This is a genomic window from Fictibacillus aquaticus (genome assembly GCF_002245695.1).
In the GTDB taxonomy this organism is placed as follows: Bacteria; Bacillota; Bacilli; order Bacillales; family Fictibacillaceae; genus Fictibacillus; species Fictibacillus aquaticus.
Map to the genome: position 1 here is coordinate 47039 of NZ_NOII01000021.1, position 17298 is coordinate 64336.

Consider the following 17298-nt stretch of genomic DNA (forward strand, 5'->3'; position numbering starts at 1 on the left):
CATGAAAGCAGCCCTGCTAGCGGGGCTGCTTTTCAATGTATTCATATAGGAATGATTCTCCGTTCCGGTAAAACCTCGGATCATATATACCAAGCTTGCCGTTATCTTCAACCACAACAACGAATGGAGACCAGTCATAAAGCGTCTTTGCTTCTGGTTTTTGCTTAAACAGAGGCGTCAGATCGGCGTCATCTTTTGACTTCAGCACTGCCTGCTTTTCAGGAGCAAGAAAGATGCTGTCCTTAGATATCTCAACAGTATCATCCTTTTTGCCAATTACTTGAAACTGTGTTGGAACGAAACCTGCAGCAAGCGCCACTTCGTCGTACTTCTCCTTAGCCTCATCATACAGCACATACCCCTGTAACGACTGTAGCGTGACATGCAGAAGCATGGCCAGCCAGGCGATACGGAATACGTTGAAGCGTTTTTCAGCCGCTTTTTTCCTCGAGACAATAAATGCTGTGAGCATGATGAACCAAAACACAAAATCAACGATCGGAATAACTCCAAACGTGATCCGATGTGCAGAAAGCGGTTCGAGAAAACCGGTCCCCCACGTATTGAACAGATCGCTTGTATCGTGAATAAACACAGCGAGCATCGCCCACCAGAATACTCTCTTATCATCAACCTTCCAGATTAAACGAGCTATAAAATAAAGCAAGAATGCCCATACAGGCACAAGGAATATAGAATGTGTGATTCCTCTATGCCACATCTGCTGCATCACTCTGCCGTATTCCGTCACATTAACAAGCACATCAATATCCGGAATCTGACTGCCAGCAAGCGTTGCCGCAAATAGGCTCGCTTTCAGCTGAGGAGACATGTCTTTTTTATCGATCGCGCCGTAAAGGGTCAAACCAAACAGTGTATGTGTGATTGTATCCATTTTTTATTCCCGCTTTTCAAGTTAGTAAAAGGAATTATCCTCTTTCATTCGAATTGTATAATAAAACCACACAGGAGGACTATTAATATGGCTGAATTACAAAAAGGACAACCGGTACATAAACCGCGCCCTTCTTTTCATAGCTTTCAGGAATTCTGGGTCTTTTACCTGTCTCAGCACAGCAAACCGAAAACCCGATTCTGGCATTTTATAGGCACAAGTCTAGTATTTTTATTTATCTTTCTTGCTATATGGAAACATCCGCTGTTCCTGCTTGCTGCTCCCGTGACTGCCTACGGTCTTGCCTGGTACAGCCACTTCTTTATTGAAGGCAACAAGCCAGCCACGTTCGGCCACCCATTCTGGTCGCTTATCGCCGACTTTAAGATGTATTTCCTGACACTCTTCGGCCAGCTGCCGAAGGAACTAAAGAAACATGGACTTTAAACAGACTCTCCTTTCGAGTCTGTTTTATTATTTCCGGGGAAATTCGACATTGGGGTCCGGTACTCTTTCTTATAAACACCGTAATCATCACGTTTAAGAGAAAGAGTACCGGACCCCCGATCCTCAAGACAGCAGCCTGCCATATTTTTTTGCTGAAATTAGGAGTTTGTCTATGCCAATCCACTCCTTAGGACATACACTATATTGCTAGTGATGTCATGATACAAAGGAGGTTAAATGCATGTTCGGCAAAAAACAACAGCGTGCTTGGGGCTACCCTGGCTATGGTTATGGATACGGCTGTAATTACGGATGCGGATACGGCGGCGGATATGGTTCGTCATTTGCTATCATTGTCGTGCTTTTCATCCTTCTCATTATCGTCGGTGCAGCTTGGAAGTTTTAAAGAATGCAAAAAAGCTGATCTTTTTTAAGATCAGCTTTTTTGACATTTTCCGTTTAAACCGGCAGCGTCTTTTCTATAGTGTCAATTGTGCGGATTGTTCAAATTCTTTTCGAATGTCAGCAGATGGCTTCGCTGTCAGCAAACTCACCACTATAATAGCAATTCCGCATGCAATAAAGCCTGGAATGATTTCATACACATCCTTGAATGCAGGGATGAGCTCCCAGACTACAACGGTCACCGTACCTGTAATCATACCAGCAAGTGCGCCCCATTTTGTCATGCGCTTCCAATAAAGGCTGAGCAGGACAACCGGCCCGAAAGCCGCTCCGAAACCAGCCCATGCATAACCGACTAGGTTCAGGATTGTATCGTTCGGGTTCAATGCCATCACAAATGCGATGATAGAAATCGCAAGAACAGACAGACGCCCAATCAGGACAAGCTCTTTATCGCTTGCTGAACGCTTTACGAACGCCTTGTAAAAGTCTTCTGTCACTGCACTAGCTGTGACGAGGAGCTGTGAGGAAATCGTGCTCATGACAGCAGCCAAGATAGCTGCCAGCAAGAAACCGGTTATGATTGGGTGAAACAATACTTCAGACAAAACGATAAACACCGTTTCAGCTTTTTTCAGTGGTGCTCCTTGTTCACTGAAATACGCAATTCCGATTAAACCTGTAAACATCGCTCCGACAATAGAGAAAATCATCCATCCCATTCCGATACGGCGCGCAGTTTTCATTTCTTTTACAGATGATATTGCCATAAAGCGGACAATAATATGAGGCTGTCCGAAATAACCGAGTCCCCACGCCATTAATGAGATCATACCGATCAAGCTCGTCCCTTTAAACGCATCAAGAAGGGACGGCTTTACACTTTCAATCTCTGTAAAAGTCGCATCCCATCCGCCGACATTCATGATGGCAACAATCGGAACAAGAATTAACGCGACAAACATAATTGCTCCTTGAACGAAATCTGTCCAGCTTACAGCCAAGAATCCGCCAAATAACGTGTACAGTATAACAACGCCTGCTGTAATAAGCACGCCTGTCAGGTAGTTCATTCCGAACGCAGTTTCAAACAGCTGTCCTCCTGATACCATTCCAGACGATGAGTAAAAGGTAAAAAAGACAAGAATAACAAAAGCTGATGTCAGCCTTAAAATACGGGATGAATCTTTAAAGCGGTTTTCAAAGTAATCAGGTATCGTGATAGAGTTATTCGCAACCTCCGTGTATGTGCGCAATCGTGGTGCTACATAAAGCCAGTTTAAATAAGCACCGACCGTTAATCCGACAACGATCCAGCCTGCGCTCAAGCCTGTGGCATACATCGCGCCTGGCAGACCCATCAAGAGCCAGCCGCTCATATCAGATGCACCCGCACTTAGAGCTGTAACAGCAGGCCCAAGATTACGGCCTCCAAGCATATAATCCGATAAGTCCGCCGTTCGCTTATACGCGTACCAGCCGATCAGAAGCATGCCGATCATATAAACAGCAATTGAAAAAACAACCCCAAATTCCATTATCCCTCTCCCCTTCTGAAACTCTCTCGCTGAATGAAAGCCCTTGCAATTTTCAGTACTTTCATAAAAGTAACAATTTTAATTATAAATAGATACTGTCGAAAAGGGAATGTTTTTTGTCGAATCTCGTTTCACACAAAAGGCTTCCCAAGTAAATGGGAAGCCTTAACCTTGTTATAGCTCAAGCAGCTTTTCGTCATCCACACCGCTTTTGTTCATCAATCGGATAGCAGAAGGCTTAATCTCCAGCACCACATAATTCGGATCATCCTTTCCGTCGAACCAATGCTCCATATGCTCGTTCCAAAGCTTGTCCTTCAGACCTTGATCATCCTTAATCACCGCTGTCCCTTCAACCTCCACATACGCATCGCCAAAACCGTCCCCATCATATCCAAGCAGGATATGTACGTTTGGATTCGCTTCAATCTCATCCGCTTTATGCGTCTCGCTGCTCGTTGGTGTGTACAGTGTCAATTCTTCATTGAAAAACGTCATATAGCGCGAATGCGGTTTGTTTCCTTTTACCGTAGCCAGCGTTCCGGTTCGGCTTTCTTTTAATACCTTTAAAATGTTTTCTTTAAGCTCCTGCTGATTCACACAATCCACTCCTTTTTTGTTCTACCTCTTACTATTCCTTAGCTATTAAAAAATAAAACACGAACAAATAGAAAAAGCTCTCTCTTGAGAGCTCAATCTTTGTTCATATATTCAATCATCTGCTCCAACAAAGCTACGTTATCTGTGACGAGAAAAACAGGCAGCAACAATAATGTTATCAACACCAGCACATTCGGCCCTAACACTCTTTTCAGAAATGTAATCATTAGCTTTAAGCCTCCTTTGGTATTTTGCTGCGTATTGTTATATAGCCCTAAAGTGATAACGATAAACAATCTAAAAAACTCCTTAAAAATTATTTTATTTTTTAGTGATCCAAAATAAAACTTCCTACGTTAGCTTTAATGAAAGAATAATTTTTGAAAGGAAGGCGACAAACATGGCAAAGACATTTGTTAAAACGTTATCCATTATTTTTCTCGCTTTAGGTATTATTGGTTTTGTTTTCCCGATGGAGAGTATCTTTCACCTGACGCCCGTTCATAATATCGTCCACCTTGCTTCTGGTATCGTTGGACTGATCATGAGCAGTTCAGAAGCAAAAGCCGTATTATTCTCAAAAGTATTCGGCCTTGTCTATTTGCTAGTAGGTATACTTGGATTGTTCACGCATGAGTTTATGGGCATCATGTTCCTGGTAGCCGATAACATCCTGCACTTTATTATCGCGTTTGCATCCCTGTATGTTGGATTCATTTACGGCGCTTCCAAATCCTCAAATAGAACAGTCTCACAGTAATAAAAATGATAAAAACGAAGCCGTTATTTTAACGGCTTCGTTTTTTAATGGCTTTTAGCATTTACATATCATCAACATATTACCGTCAGGATCTCTGAAGTTAAAATAATGGCCATGCTGAATATCATTGATCACGTCCATCCCCTTCTGTTTCATGAACAGGTAAGCATCTTCAATGTTTTCCGTATTAAAGTGAAACAGCGGGATCTGCACTATCTTTTCCTCAGAATAAATTTTGCTGTCCAATACAAGGTTCGTTCCCTCTAGCGGAATCACATAAATGTGGCCGAACTGAACCTCTCCATCAGCTTCTATCCCAAGCAAATCACAGTACCAATCGCGTGCTGCCTCAATATTACTTACTGGCATGAAAACTGTTCCAATCTGAGCTAAAACAGGACTGTTCATAAACCTCACCCTTTTATTTTTTTTTGGCAGCTAGATATTAAAGAACTCAAAGAAGCGGTTGATCTTCGTTTCAGGTGCACGCTTTCCGCGGGGCAGGCGGTGAGCCCCTTTGCCGCTTTGCGTCCTAAAGGGTCTCACCTTCCCGCTCGTCCCGCAGGAGTCGGCACCTTACACTACGATCAACTTTATCAATGAAGGATTCAAGATGATTATGAATTTGTGATGTTAAAGTAAGCTAAGGCAATTAAACATAGATTTAAAGCAATACTTAAGGAGTAGGCATTGTAGCATAGCTGGCTGAGCAGTGCACAATACCATTGAACCGATTTCAAGATTGCTCACATGAACGAATATTGTATTGATTTGGTTCTTTATCGGACTGTTTATTTCTACCCGCTCCTTGTGTCTTTAAGAAGAAAAAACTGCCATGATCCCCCGAACTGAACAACAATTCAGCCAGTTGAATTTCTTGCTGAACTTGTAATCGCCCAGAGAACTTCTTCTCTTCAAATAAACTTCCATATAAACGGTCAATCTCCTCTTTCTTCATAACTTCTTCATAACTGCTAATTATAATGAACAAGTAAAGAGTTTTGTCTCATTTTTAACTCTTTATAATCTAAGCATTTTAATAAGGTCGACTAGGAGGTTCTTGATATGAACAAAAAGGCATTTGGCTCTGTATTTCTTGCACTTTCCTTACTTCTCGCTGCATGTGGGAACAATGAAAAAGGAATGGATGAAAAAAAAAAGAAACACGAAGACGCTGAGCAAGATCATGGATCAATGGATCATGGTGAAATGAATCACTCCGGTTCAGGGGATGTTCCGAAAGGACTTGAGAAGGCAAAAAATCCTGAGTTTAAAGTTGGCAGTACAGCAGTAATAAACGCCGACCATATGGCAGGAATGGACGGAGCAAAAGCAACGATTTCCGGTGCATTTGATACAACCGTCTACACTGTTACCTATACACCGACAACAGGCGGTGAAAAAGTCACTGACCACAAATGGGTCATCCATGAAGAACTGAAGGATGCTGGTGATCAGCCTTTAAAACCGGGTTCAGAAGTAACTCTTGATGCAGATCATATGAAAGGCATGAAGGGAGCAAAAGCAGTAATCGACTCTGCTGAACAGACAACGGTTTACATGGTAGATTATACACCGACCACAGGCGGAAAAAAGGTCAAGAATCATAAATGGGTGACAGAGAGCGAATTGTCAGCTGAATAAAAAACGTTAAAGAAAGCTCTGTCGTTACTAGACAGAGCTTTCTTTAACGTTAGCCTTATCCTTGGAGGCTTTCCTTCATTTTTAACCATAATCTTTTTTTCAAAACATAATGATTTTCTATGTATCTTTCTCCGTATTTTGAGAATTCCCTTTCCACTGAGTCTGTTAAAACAAACCCTGCTTTCTCCATGGAAAGGCATGAATTTCGATTGTTTTCCCATGCCTGCGCGTAGATTTCATCAACTTCTAATACGTGAAATGCATAATCATATACAAGCTTCCGTGCTTCTTTCGTATATCCCTTTCTCCAATAGGTTTTATCTATTCTCTGTGCTTCCGCAGAGATAATTTTTTTACCGTCTATAATAGCCGGAGCAATCCAATAGGTCCCGATAAACTGATTTGTTTCATTTTTAATTAGCGCCCATGCAATTAATCCTTCTAAATCACGATATTTTTTCAATTCATTATGAGCTTCCTCTTCATTTTTAAAAATCTTGTTCCCCGTCCATAGATGCATATCTGCTTCTTTGAACATCTTATAAAAATCCCTTTTATCTTTTTCAGGGTCGATCTTTCGTAAGGTAACCTTGTCCCCTGCTAAAGTGGGTGATTCTTTCATGTATTGCATGTTTGTTCCCTTTTCTCATTCTTGAGCATTCTCATTTCAAACGAAAAAACACACACTTTAAAGCTTCAACTGATGCTCAAAAGTGTGTGCTATTAAAATCATATTTGTTTTTTACTCAACTGTAACTGACTTCGCAAGGTTACGCGGCTTATCTACGTCACAGTCGCGGTGAAGCGCTGCGTAGTAAGAGATGAGCTGCAATGGCAGTACAGATACGAGCGGTGTCAAGTATTCGTGAACCGCTGGAAGTACGATGCGGTCTTCTTCATCCTGCATTCCATCCATAGAGATGATGCAAGTGTAAGCGCCGCGTGCTGCAACTTCTTTTACGTTTCCGCGGATGCTCAAGTTTACGTGCTCTTGCGTTGCAAGCGCGATTACTGGAGTTCCTTCTTCAATAAGCGCGATTGTTCCGTGCTTAAGCTCTCCACCGGCAAATCCTTCTGCCTGGATGTAAGAGATTTCTTTCAGCTTAAGTGCTCCTTCTAGACATACATAGAAGTCAGCAGAACGGCCGATGAAGAAGCAGTTGCGGGAAACCGCCAAGTATTCACGTGCGATGTTTTCCATCTGCTCTTTTTGGTTGCAAAGTGTTTCCATCGCATTCGCAACGATTGCAAGCTCCTGCATCGGGTTGAAATCAAGCTCGATGCCTTTCGCGTGTGCAGAGTCAACAGCAAGGATAGCAAGAACAGCGATCTGAGCTGTGTATGCTTTTGTTGATGCAACCGCAATTTCAGGACCAGCATAAAGGTTCAGCGTGTAGTTCGCTTCACGTGAAAGCGTGGATCCTGGAACGTTTGTGATCGTTAATGCTTTGTGGCCAAGTTTCTTAATTTCAACGAGTACGGCACGGCTGTCAGCTGTTTCACCGGACTGTGAGATAAAGATGAACAATGGCTTTTTGCTTAGAAGCGGCATGTTGTACACGAATTCAGAAGCGATGTGCACTTCAACCGGAATCTCTGCGATATTTTCGATCAGCTGCTTGCCGACAAGACCAGCGTGGTAAGACGTTCCACATGCCACGATGTATACACGGTCAGCGTCAGTCATTGCTTTGCGGATGTCGTCATCAAGCTTAAGCTTGCCGTTTTCGTTCTGGTATTTATTGATGATGTTACGCATTACGAATGGCTGCTCGTCAATTTCTTTTAACATGAAGTGAGGGTACGTTCCCTTTTCGATGTCGCTCGCATCAAGCTCAGCTGTGTACGGTGCGCGTTCTACAGTTTCGCCGTCAAGCGTAAGAATTGTGTAGCCGTCTTTTGTTAAAATAACTACTTCTTTGTCATTAAGCTCAACATACTGGTCAGTTTGAGAAAGCATCGCCATAGCGTCACTTGCTACAACGTTAAAGCCTTCGCCAAGTCCGACGAGAAGCGGGCTCTTGTTCTTTCCAACATAGATGGTTTCCGGGTTTTCGTTATCAAGAAGAGCGATGGCATAAGAACCTTTCAGGTCAGAAAGAGTTTGGCGGAATGCCGCTTCTACTTCCATGCCTTCATTTACGAATTTCTCAACAAGCTGAACGATGATTTCTGTATCTGTATCAGAAACAAACGTTACGCCAGCAAGCTGCTGTTTCTTGATCTGTTCGTAGTTCTCGATAACTCCGTTGTGAACGAGCGTAAAGCGGCTCGTTGTGCTTTGATGCGGGTGAGAATTCACTTTGCTTGGCTTGCCGTGTGTCGCCCAGCGGGTATGTCCGATCCCGATCGGAGCTTCAACAGAAAGATCCACACTTTCGCGAAGGTTCGCGATGCGGCCTTTTTCCTTGAACACGTGCACGCCTTCTTCGTTCAATACTGCGATACCTGCTGAGTCGTAGCCGCGGTACTCAAGCTTTTCAAGACCGCGCAGCAAGATTTCTTTCGCATCTGTATTTCCAATATAACCAACAATTCCGCACATAATTAAATATCCTCCCTTAGATAAAAGCTCACCACTAATGAGCAAATCAGGGCAGGGCCGGGAGCAGGGCTCCACAGCCCCACCTATGTCTGTATCGTTTTTTTTGATCGGTGCTGCTGCCTTTGTACAGGAAGTCACCTTGCCTGGTTTAAGCTGCAGCTTGCGGGCTGATCAATCCCGAGAGGCATCCGCCGAAAGTTCGATAACCTCTATCCTCGTCAACTGCTTGTTTTCGTCCGATAAGCAGTTCAGGCGCTTGGTAAATAAATTGGCTCTGCCTTTCTCCTTTCCCTCTTTAGAGTAAGAACAAACCAATATTACACGGATTTTTTTCACCCGTCAATTTATTTTAACAAAAAAAGACAGAAAACCCGTTTACAGGTGATTCTTATATAAAAAGCTATGCAAAAGCGGCCTGCTTGGTGAGCCGCTTATGCATAGGTTTCGTGCCCTTTTTCTTTCTTTGGGGAGAGAGCTGCAGATTTATACTAATTCTTTTTTGACAACCTCTGCGATTTGGTCTGCATACTTCCCGCAAAGTTCTTCGGAAGGCGCTTCTACCATGACACGGACAAGAGGTTCTGTTCCGGAAGGACGGACGAGGACACGGCCGTTTCCGTTCATTTCCGCTTCTACTTCGTCAATGGCACTCTTAATTGTTTCGTTGCCGTCAAGCTTTGTTTTGTCAGCTACTTTCACATTGATCAGCAGCTGCGGGAACTTCTTCATTTCAGCCGCAAGCTCAGAAAGAGGCTTGCCTGATGCCTTCACGAAGCTTGCCAGCTGGATCGCTGACAGCATTCCGTCACCCGTTGTCGAGTAATCAAGGAAAATGATATGTCCTGACTGTTCGCCCCCAAGGTTGTAGTTGCCTTTTCTCATCTCTTCCATTACATAGCGGTCGCCTACCCCAGTCTGCGCAGACTTGATGCCCGCTTCTTCAATCCCTTTATAGAAACCAAGGTTGCTCATAACTGTCGATACTACTGTATCTTCGTTTAGTCTTCCCTGTTCTTTTAAATATTTTGCACAGATGAACATGATCTGGTCGCCATCTACGATATTTCCTTTTTCATCAACCGCGATCAGTCTGTCGCCGTCTCCATCGAATGCAAGACCCATGTGAGCACTCTTCTCTACAACAAGTGCAGCGAGCTGTTCAGGGTGTGTGCTTCCAACGCCTTCATTGATGTTCAGTCCATTCGGATTATTACCCATAGTGAATAGATCCGCTTCTAAGTCAGCGAAAAGGTGCACTGCATGAGATGATGTTGCACCATGTGCGCAGTCCAAAGCGATTTTCATGCCTGAAAGATCTCCCTGGAGAGAATGTTTCAGGAACTGCAGATACTTCTGTCCGCCTTCGAAATAGTCGCTCACAGAACCAAGATCTCCGCCGACAGGGCGCGGCAGTTCGTCTGTTTCTTTCTCTAAAAGCGCCTCGATCTCCGCTTCCTGAGCATCAAGAAGCTTGAAGCCGTCGTGGCCGAAAAATTTAATTCCATTGTCTGCAACAGGATTGTGAGATGCTGAGATCATGACACCAGCCTGTGCACCGAGAGCTTTTGTCAGGAAAGCTACGCCTGGTGTTGAAATAACTCCAAGACGCATCACTTCAGCGCCGATTGAAAGCAGCCCTGCAACAAGCGCTCCTTCAAGCATCTGGCCGGAAATACGAGTATCACGCCCGATCAGCACTTTTGGCTTGTCGCTTTCTTTTGTTAATACATATCCTCCAAACCTTCCCAGCTTAAATGCCAGTTCAGGTGTTAATTCTGCGTTTGCTACTCCACGTACTCCATCCGTTCCAAAAAATTTACCCATTAATCTATTCTCTCCTTCAGCTGTTGGCTCGTTGATTCGTTATTTTTGTTCGTATCCTCTGTCCCTGATGTTTCGGACGTGCTCGTTTCTGATGTTAATGATACCGTTGCTTCAAGCATCGGATCTTCTAGCAAGACTCCAGCAGGCTTCTTCCAGGCAATCTTTATCGCGTGCTCGCCATCTTCCAGGCTGCTCACATCAAGAATAGCCTGTAAGTCTGAAGCTTCAAGCTGGTCCAGAACTTCTTTCTTTCCAGTTACGGTAATATCCGTAAACCCGCTGCCAGGATTCAATATATCCGCTTCCTGGCCTTCAGCAAGGCCTTCTATCGTAAGCGGGATCTCTTTAAAAGTCCTGCTGACTTCCGTTTCTTCTACATCGACCTCAACGGTAACTCTGTCAGCTGATACTTTAACGCCTTCTGGAATTATCAGCTCTGCTTCATAAGATGTGTCTTCCGTAACCTTGCTTAAATCAATCTCCATCGCATGAATTTCATCGATTTCATCAAGCAGTGACTGTGGACCGGTCAGGCTGACATCTCCCGGCTTTACCGAGATTCCATTTAGTCTCAATCCTTCCGGAAGCTCACCTTTTTGTTTTACAGAAACCGATACGTTTTTCTTCGGCTTGTTGATCGGCACTTTAACCTTTGCGGTTTCAGGATTGATTGCTACATCCACGACTTCACCCTGGCTGTTATATGCCTTTAGAGGCACACTCGTTTCAATCGTTTCGGTCGCTTTCCCTACATCCACAAATCCAGTAATAAAGGATATGTCGTTAATCATCTCTTCGGCACCTGTCAGCTTAACTGTCCGCGGGCTGAATTCCGTTTCACCCGGAGAGTAGCCGGATGGCAGCTTGCGGATATTTTTCAGGTCGATGTTAACCGGCACTTCCTTCGTAATTTTCTTGTGCAGCGTGACATCTACATATGTTGGCTCTACGCTTGCCTTCAGACCTTTTGGCAGGTTTCGAATCTGAACCTTTACTTTTTTTGATCCTGCCTTTTGCTTTGTTAAATCAATATATACTTCAAAAGCACGATCTACTTTTGTTGTCTTTGTAATCAGGCTTGCCGGGCCGCTCAGCTTCACATCAACCGAGGCCGGCATATCGGTTAGTACATAATTTTGCTGGTCAAAATATGGAACGATGCTGATATCATTTAACGTTTCGCTCTTTTTAGATGACATCGTCCATAACAGCTTATTAGCGTTGTCTTCCTCCGTTTCCATGCTGACACCCATCGCGAGCAACAGTGCGAGGAAGAACGCAATGACTTTTACAAACCAGTTTGAGTTCAGAAGCTTATCCATTTTTCTTCCCCCTCCAGTTCCAGCGGGATGAAGATGCAGGCTTATTGGATATGATCAGCTCTGCGTTCAGCAGGTTTTTCAGGGATTCCTCATCAAGGTTTCGATAGATCTCACCGTTCTTTGTCAACGAAATCGTGCCTGTTTCTTCTGACACGACAACCGTAACGGCATCTGTCACTTCACTTACACCGATTGCCGCCCTGTGACGCGTTCCGAGTTCTTTTGAGATAAAAGGACTCTCCGTCAGCGGCAGATAGCAGCCTGCAGCGAATATTTGGTTGGATTTCACAATCACTGCTCCGTCATGAAGCGGCGTGTTTGGTACGAAAATATTCGTCAGCAGCTCCGATGTTAGCTTTGCATTCATCGGGATGCCGGTTTCAACGTATTCATTCAGACCTGTTTCTCTTTCAATGGAAATGATCGCACCAATTCGTCTTTTAGCCATATAGCTAGTGGATTTGGTGATCGCTGCGATGGACTTCTCCATCTCTTCTTCCTCTGGCATACCTGCCCTTGAAAAGAAGCGGCCTCGTCCAAGCTGTTCCAAAGCACGTCTAAGCTCAGGCTGGAATATGATGATGATGGCCAGCAGACCATAAGTGATCGCCTTGTCCATGAGCCATTCCAGCGTTTTCAAATTGAAGGCACTGCTTAAAAACCAGACCAAAATAATAACGGTGATTCCCTTAAGAAGCTGAACCGCTTTTGTGCCTCTTATGAGCATGATCAATTTATAGATGACATACGTCACCAGTAGGATATCAATTATTTGAGTTAAGTAGCTGTATATTTCTCCGTCTCTGATTGCCAGCATGACAACCCTCCCTCTCGGGTAAGTTCAAAAAAAGAATTCAATAACTGTTCTATTATATCATAACCATAAATTTCATATCATCCATACTAAGCCCGCCTCTATTGGGGTCCGGTACCATCAGCCAATAGAGGTTGATTTTCTTAAAGATTATAATGTATGGTACCGGACCCCTCAGTCTTTTACATAGAAAAAAGCCCCGGCTCTGATCCGCGGCTTTCTGATTTCATTAATTCTTCAGCGCCTGTTGTAATGGATTTTAGCTTATACCATATCCATTCGACAACAGCACCGATTTCTTTACTGTCCCCTGTTACTTCTCCTGCAGATGCCAAATATTGATTGCCTTTTACTACAGTCACATCGCCTTCTACACGGCCTTCAATCCTCACATCTGCGTTTTCGACAACGAGGTCGCCTTTAATCACTTCTCCTTTAGGAACGGTGACTGTATTATCCTTTTCATTAATTACTACGTTGCCCTCGCCTTTTATAACCGCAATATCCTGCTGATTAAAGAGCGCCGTCACTGATGCAGCCATAAACAGTACAAACACAGCTGCAGCTGTAAGGAGCGGATGTCTTTTCATCCATGTCTGCAAGTGAAACTTTCTTTTCTGATGCGGCAGGGAGCTCATCACAGCTGCTGTAAAGCCCACTGGCGCCTTTATATCAGATGACTGGAGTTCTTCGATCAAGAAGCTTACTGCTTCGTACTCTGACCTGCACACACCGCACTCGTTCAAGTGTGCATGAAACTGATCCGCTTCTGCTGCATCAGCCTCGCCGTCCATCACTTTATTCATTAGCTCATCATAATACTCTTTCTCGCAGCCCATCAACATTCACCTCATTTGCTTATCGCGGTTTGCTGGAACACTTTCTTCAAAGCTTCTCTACCCCTATGAATCCTTGTTTTAACCGTTGGGACCGGTATATCCATGGCTTTGCTGATCTCTTCCAAAGACATATCCTCCATATATTTCATAAGGATGGCAGTCCTATACTTCTCCGGCAGCTTCATAATCTCTGTCTGAAGCTCCATTCTTTTCTCAGACTCCGTCACTTTCTCCTCTGGAAGCGGCTCCTTAGTGGCAAGCTGGCTGTACATCGTTGCACCATCTGTACCTGGTACTTCTGCATCGAGCGAGTAGTCTGGTTTCTTTTTGCGGAGGCGGTCAATACAAAGATTGGTGGCAATACGAAAAAGCCAAGTCGAAAACTTGTAGTCGCCGTTATATTTATCTATGTTCATGTATGCACGCAAAAACGCTTCTTGTGCAAGATCTTCTGCTTCATGCCGGTTGCCTGTCATACGGTAGCATAACTGATATATCTTATCCTTGAACAAGTCCACAATTCCCTCGTATGCGTCCCTGTCCCCGTTTCTGACCTGGCTGACCATGTTTGCTATAAGGGCGTCCATTTCTCCACCACACCTCGGCTCTACTCTACGGATTAACCTTTAAAAAGGTTTCAAAAATGAATAATAACTTTTTTATTGTATCATTTTATCGTTTGTATTTAAATTTCCATACAAATTTTTGAAAAAGTGTTTTGATTTTCAAAAAACGGGAATAGTGGGACTAAAGACCAATAAAGGAGTTGTCTGTCTTGAACCACGAGCTATTATTGATGGAAATTGAACACTCCCGAAAACAAATGAATGAATTGTCCAAGCATCTCCCGCTCATTGCCGACGAGGTAGTTGAGCTGTCTCAATACATTGATAGACTCCTGAATGAATTTCATCAATTAAAAACAAAAAAACAGCTGCTCTAGCCCAAGAGCAGCTGTTTCATTTTATAACAATTTTTCTCCAAACAACGATCCCATTAATGCTACCGCAACAGTAGCTGTTTTGTTGCGCTCATCCAATATCGGGTTCACTTCTACAAACTCGGCTGATGTAATAACTTCCGACTCTGCCAGCATCTCCATCGCCAAGTGACTTTCCCGATAACTGATCCCTCCTAGAACCGGTGTGCCGACTCCTGGTGCATCGTGCGGATCAAGACCGTCAAGATCAAGGCTTAAGTGCACACCATCGCATCCTGCCAAATAACCGATCGTCTCTTCCATAACACGGGCCATGCCTAGCCTGTCGATCTCATGCATCGTAAACACCTTAATGCCTTTTTCCTTAATCAGCTCACGCTCACCCTCATCAAGGGACCGGGCTCCGATAATGACAACATTCTCTGGCTTAATTTTAGGTGCGTAGCCTGCAATGTTTGTCAGCTTCTCATGGCCGATTCCAAGGCTTGCTGCTAAAGGCATACCGTGAATATTTCCGCTTGGCGATGTATCCGCTGTATTCAAGTCTCCGTGCGCATCGTACCAGATAACACCGAGGTTTTTATAATTTTTTGCCACCCCTGCAAGAGTTCCGATCGCAATGCTGTGATCGCCTCCGAGCACCAAAGGAAAGCGCTTACTATTTATCGTTTCAGAAACAGCCCGTGCAAGCTCTTCACTAGCTTGCTCTACTTCTTGAAGATTTTTTAAATTATCATGGCCATCTGAAGGCGTACTGTCCCTTCTGCCAATCTTTATGTCACCCATATCTTTCACTTCGTATTCCAAATTTTCAAGGCGTTCAATCACACCAGCATATCGAATTGCACTCGGTCCCATATCCACACCGCGGCGGGTCTGACCTAAATCCATTGGAACTCCAATTAACGTTATCTCTCTAACCATCTAATATAGCCTCCCCATTTTAGAACACTACCTCCTCTCTATTGTAAGCCTATGACTTTCAATGGTTCAACTGCGCAAAAACTTGTATAGATATACTAAAAGAATTCAGAGAAGCAGTTGATCTCCGTTTCAGGCGCACGCTTTCCGCGGGGCAGGCGGTGAGCCACTCGCCGCTACGCGCCCTTGAGTGTCTCACCTGACCGCTTGTCCCGCTGGAGTCGGCACCTTACACTCCAATCAACTATCAATGATGGATTCAAGATGAATAGGCGTATGTGATGAAAGATGAGAAAACAGCCCAAGATTTAGACGTTAGATTGCTTTGGAGCAAAACGTGAAATGCATTAGAAGCATTGTTTTTTAACCCGTCTTATAATGCATATAAGGATTGAAGACAATCATCAGATGTAATTATAAAGAAGAATTGCCCACACCGCTTCGACATTAAGAGTTGGCATGACCCTCTTGAGGTTTTTTATTGATTTGTGATGAATACATGTATTGATTGGAGCGGAGATCACCGCACCAAACTTGTTAGTAAAATAATACAAAAAAACCTTAAGCTATTACGCTTAAGGTTAACAGTTATGTATGGTGGAGCTTAGCGGGATCGAACCGCTGACCTCCTGCGTGCAAGGCAGGCGCTCTCCCAGCTGAGCTAAAGCCCCATTTTGGAGCGGGTGATGAGAATCGAACTCACGACCAGAGCTTGGAAGGCTCTTGTTTTACCATTAAACTACACCCGCATGGTTATTAAGATGTTCAGTTTCATTTCTTTTATTCTAAGAAAAATGGTGGAGGGGGACGGATTCGAACCGCCGAACCCGGAGGGAGCGGATTTACAGTCCGCCGCGTTTAGCCACTTCGCTACCCCTCCACATAAAAAAAGAGACATTCTATCAGTTAAGTTAGAGATGCTCCTGCGTCTAAAAGCTTTCAAAGTTGATTGCTTTCTCGTCGCAGCAATTTTATTTTCCTTAAAGAAAATAAATGGTGGTGCCGGCTAGAGGACTTGAACCCCCAACCTACTGATTACAAGTCAGTTGCTCTACCAATTGAGCTAAACCGGCATAAATGGTGGAGGATGACGGGATCGAACCGCCGACCCCCTGCTTGTAAGGCAGGTGCTCTCCCAGCTGAGCTAATCCTCCGAAATTAAAAAGTATAAATGGTGACCCGTACGGGATTCGAACCCGTGTTACCGCCGTGAAAGGGCGGTGTCTTAACCGCTTGACCAACGGGCCAATTATGGAGCTTCCAACCGGGCTCGAACCGGTGACCTCTTCCTTACCATGGAAGCACTCTGCCTGCTGAGCTATGGAAGCAATGGCTCCACAGGCAGGACTCGAACCTGCGACCGATCGGTTAACAGCCGATAGCTCTACCACTGAGCTACTGTGGAACAATTAAAAAGAATCCACATTCAATGTTTTGAGTGTGGCCCAGCGACGTCCTACTCTTACAGGGGGAAACCCCCAACTACCATCGGCGCTGAAGAGCTTAACTTCCGTGTTCGGTATGGGAACGGGTGTGACCTCTTCGCCATCATCACTGGACCTATGTAATCTCAAAACCGTCTGTCATTTTAAGAAGACAAGATAAATTTTACTACGAAAACTCATCATTTGCAAGACCTTTTTTATCAAAAAAATCATGCGTTTTTTAGAAAGATTGCTCTTTCAAAACTAGATATCGACGTTTCCAAACGCATAAGGATAAGCCCTCGACCGATTAGTATCTGTCAGCTCCACGTGTCGCCACGCTTCCACACCAGACCTATCAGCCTCATCATCTCTAAGGG

The 17298-nt window shown here is 44.1% G+C and carries 19 protein-coding genes, 8 tRNA genes and 2 rRNA genes; 5 read left to right on the plus strand and 24 right to left on the minus strand.

Annotation, left to right across the window (positions count from 1 at the left end; all coding sequences use genetic code 11):
- Window positions 1-16: 16 nt before the first annotated feature.
- Window positions 17-895 (minus strand): metal-dependent hydrolase, encoded by an 879-nt coding sequence (locus CGZ90_RS18325; protein WP_094253973.1) that lies wholly within the window; start codon window positions 893-895, stop codon window positions 17-19.
- Window positions 896-982: 87 nt separating this feature from the next.
- Here CGZ90_RS18325 and CGZ90_RS18330 point away from each other — a divergent pair, with 87 nt between their 5' ends.
- Both CGZ90_RS18330 and CGZ90_RS18335 read left to right on the plus strand, forming a co-directional pair.
- Window positions 983-1342, plus strand: coding sequence for an Mpo1-like protein (locus CGZ90_RS18330; protein ID WP_094253974.1), 360 nt, complete (start codon window positions 983-985; stop codon window positions 1340-1342).
- Between the two features lie 241 nt (window positions 1343-1583).
- Window positions 1584-1748 (plus strand): YjcZ family sporulation protein, encoded by a 165-nt coding sequence (locus tag CGZ90_RS18335; RefSeq protein ID WP_094253975.1) that lies wholly within the window; start codon window positions 1584-1586, stop codon window positions 1746-1748.
- A gap of 73 nt (window positions 1749-1821) precedes the next feature.
- On the opposite strand, the gene putP is transcribed toward CGZ90_RS18335, so the two are convergent.
- The 3 genes from putP to CGZ90_RS21240 all read right to left on the minus strand — a co-directional run bounded on the left by putP (window position 1822) and on the right by CGZ90_RS21240 (window position 4112).
- Window positions 1822-3285 carry a sodium/proline symporter PutP gene (putP, locus tag CGZ90_RS18340; RefSeq protein ID WP_094253976.1) on the minus strand — a complete coding sequence of 488 codons (1464 nt, stop codon included), beginning with the start codon at window positions 3283-3285 and terminating at the stop codon, window positions 1822-1824.
- A 174-nt stretch (window positions 3286-3459) separates the two neighbouring features.
- Complete coding sequence (locus CGZ90_RS18345) at window positions 3460-3885, minus strand: pyridoxamine 5'-phosphate oxidase family protein (RefSeq protein WP_094253977.1); 426 nt, start codon at window positions 3883-3885, stop codon at window positions 3460-3462.
- Between the two features lie 92 nt (window positions 3886-3977).
- Window positions 3978-4112: a hypothetical protein gene (locus CGZ90_RS21240; RefSeq protein ID WP_276206775.1), complete on the minus strand. Its 135-nt coding sequence runs from the start codon at window positions 4110-4112 to the stop codon at window positions 3978-3980.
- 173 nt (window positions 4113-4285) lie between these two features.
- Here CGZ90_RS21240 and CGZ90_RS18355 point away from each other — a divergent pair, with 173 nt between their 5' ends.
- Window positions 4286-4645, plus strand: a complete 360-nt coding sequence (locus CGZ90_RS18355) for a DUF4383 domain-containing protein (protein WP_094253979.1) — start codon at window positions 4286-4288, stop codon at window positions 4643-4645.
- A 54-nt stretch (window positions 4646-4699) separates the two neighbouring features.
- On the opposite strand, the gene CGZ90_RS18360 is transcribed toward CGZ90_RS18355, so the two are convergent.
- Window positions 4700-5053 carry a VOC family protein gene (locus tag CGZ90_RS18360; RefSeq protein WP_094253980.1) on the minus strand — a complete coding sequence of 118 codons (354 nt, stop codon included), beginning with the start codon at window positions 5051-5053 and terminating at the stop codon, window positions 4700-4702.
- Between the two features lie 328 nt (window positions 5054-5381).
- On the minus strand, window positions 5382-5603 hold the full coding sequence (locus CGZ90_RS18365; protein ID WP_094253981.1) for a hypothetical protein: 222 nt from the start codon (window positions 5601-5603) through the stop codon (window positions 5382-5384).
- A gap of 107 nt (window positions 5604-5710) precedes the next feature.
- Here CGZ90_RS18365 and CGZ90_RS18370 point away from each other — a divergent pair, with 107 nt between their 5' ends.
- Entirely contained in the window at window positions 5711-6289 is a 579-nt protein-coding gene (locus CGZ90_RS18370) for a YdhK family protein (protein ID WP_094253982.1), read from the plus strand.
- Window positions 6290-6344: 55 nt separating this feature from the next.
- Here the strand turns inward: CGZ90_RS18370 and CGZ90_RS18375 are convergent, their stop codons facing one another.
- From CGZ90_RS18375 to sigW, 7 genes are all read right to left on the minus strand, one after another.
- Entirely contained in the window at window positions 6345-6920 is a 576-nt protein-coding gene (locus tag CGZ90_RS18375) for a GNAT family N-acetyltransferase (RefSeq protein WP_240515482.1), read from the minus strand.
- A 111-nt stretch (window positions 6921-7031) separates the two neighbouring features.
- A complete protein-coding gene (gene glmS / locus CGZ90_RS18380) occupies window positions 7032-8834 on the minus strand; it encodes a glutamine--fructose-6-phosphate transaminase (isomerizing) (protein WP_094253983.1) in 1803 nt (600 codons plus the stop codon).
- A gap of 483 nt (window positions 8835-9317) precedes the next feature.
- Window positions 9318-10658, minus strand: a complete 1341-nt coding sequence (glmM, locus tag CGZ90_RS18385; protein WP_094253984.1) for a phosphoglucosamine mutase — start codon at window positions 10656-10658, stop codon at window positions 9318-9320.
- Window positions 10658-11980, minus strand: a complete 1323-nt coding sequence (locus CGZ90_RS18390) for a CdaR family protein (RefSeq protein ID WP_094253985.1) — start codon at window positions 11978-11980, stop codon at window positions 10658-10660. The genes glmM and CGZ90_RS18390 overlap by 1 nt, the downstream gene beginning before the upstream one ends.
- The gene (cdaA, locus tag CGZ90_RS18395; RefSeq protein WP_094253986.1) at window positions 11973-12797 is read right to left on the minus strand and encodes a diadenylate cyclase CdaA; all 825 of its coding nucleotides are present in this window, start codon (window positions 12795-12797) and stop codon (window positions 11973-11975) included. Before cdaA ends, CGZ90_RS18390 begins: the two co-directional genes overlap by 8 nt.
- Window positions 12798-12976: 179 nt before the next feature.
- Entirely contained in the window at window positions 12977-13633 is a 657-nt protein-coding gene (locus tag CGZ90_RS18400; protein ID WP_165766908.1) for a zf-HC2 domain-containing protein, read from the minus strand.
- A gap of 11 nt (window positions 13634-13644) precedes the next feature.
- Complete coding sequence (sigW, locus tag CGZ90_RS18405; protein WP_094253988.1) at window positions 13645-14220, minus strand: RNA polymerase sigma factor SigW; 576 nt, start codon at window positions 14218-14220, stop codon at window positions 13645-13647.
- Window positions 14221-14408: 188 nt separating this feature from the next.
- On the opposite strand from sigW, the gene CGZ90_RS18410 reads away from it, so the two are divergent.
- Window positions 14409-14576 carry an aspartyl-phosphate phosphatase Spo0E family protein gene (locus CGZ90_RS18410; RefSeq protein ID WP_094253989.1) on the plus strand — a complete coding sequence of 56 codons (168 nt, stop codon included), beginning with the start codon at window positions 14409-14411 and terminating at the stop codon, window positions 14574-14576.
- A gap of 21 nt (window positions 14577-14597) precedes the next feature.
- Here the strand turns inward: CGZ90_RS18410 and rocF are convergent, their stop codons facing one another.
- The 11 genes from rocF to CGZ90_RS18465 all read right to left on the minus strand — a co-directional run.
- A complete protein-coding gene (gene rocF, locus CGZ90_RS18415; protein WP_094253990.1) occupies window positions 14598-15497 on the minus strand; it encodes an arginase in 900 nt (299 codons plus the stop codon).
- A gap of 592 nt (window positions 15498-16089) precedes the next feature.
- Window positions 16090-16165 (minus strand) — tRNA-Ala (locus CGZ90_RS18420).
- Between the two features lie 4 nt (window positions 16166-16169).
- Window positions 16170-16243, minus strand: a tRNA-Gly gene (locus tag CGZ90_RS18425).
- A gap of 46 nt (window positions 16244-16289) precedes the next feature.
- A tRNA-Tyr gene (locus tag CGZ90_RS18430) sits at window positions 16290-16374 on the minus strand.
- A 117-nt stretch (window positions 16375-16491) separates the two neighbouring features.
- A tRNA-Thr gene (locus tag CGZ90_RS18435) sits at window positions 16492-16567 on the minus strand.
- A 5-nt stretch (window positions 16568-16572) separates the two neighbouring features.
- A tRNA-Val gene (locus CGZ90_RS18440) sits at window positions 16573-16648 on the minus strand.
- Window positions 16649-16666: 18 nt separating this feature from the next.
- Window positions 16667-16741: transfer RNA gene (locus CGZ90_RS18445), tRNA-Glu, on the minus strand.
- Between the two features lie 5 nt (window positions 16742-16746).
- Window positions 16747-16822: transfer RNA gene (locus tag CGZ90_RS18450), tRNA-Thr, on the minus strand.
- Window positions 16823-16824: 2 nt separating this feature from the next.
- Window positions 16825-16899: transfer RNA gene (locus tag CGZ90_RS18455), tRNA-Asn, on the minus strand.
- A 38-nt stretch (window positions 16900-16937) separates the two neighbouring features.
- A 5S ribosomal RNA gene (gene rrf / locus CGZ90_RS18460) occupies window positions 16938-17053 on the minus strand.
- A 155-nt stretch (window positions 17054-17208) separates the two neighbouring features.
- Window positions 17209-17298: ribosomal RNA gene (locus CGZ90_RS18465) — 23S ribosomal RNA — on the minus strand; the annotation flags it as partial.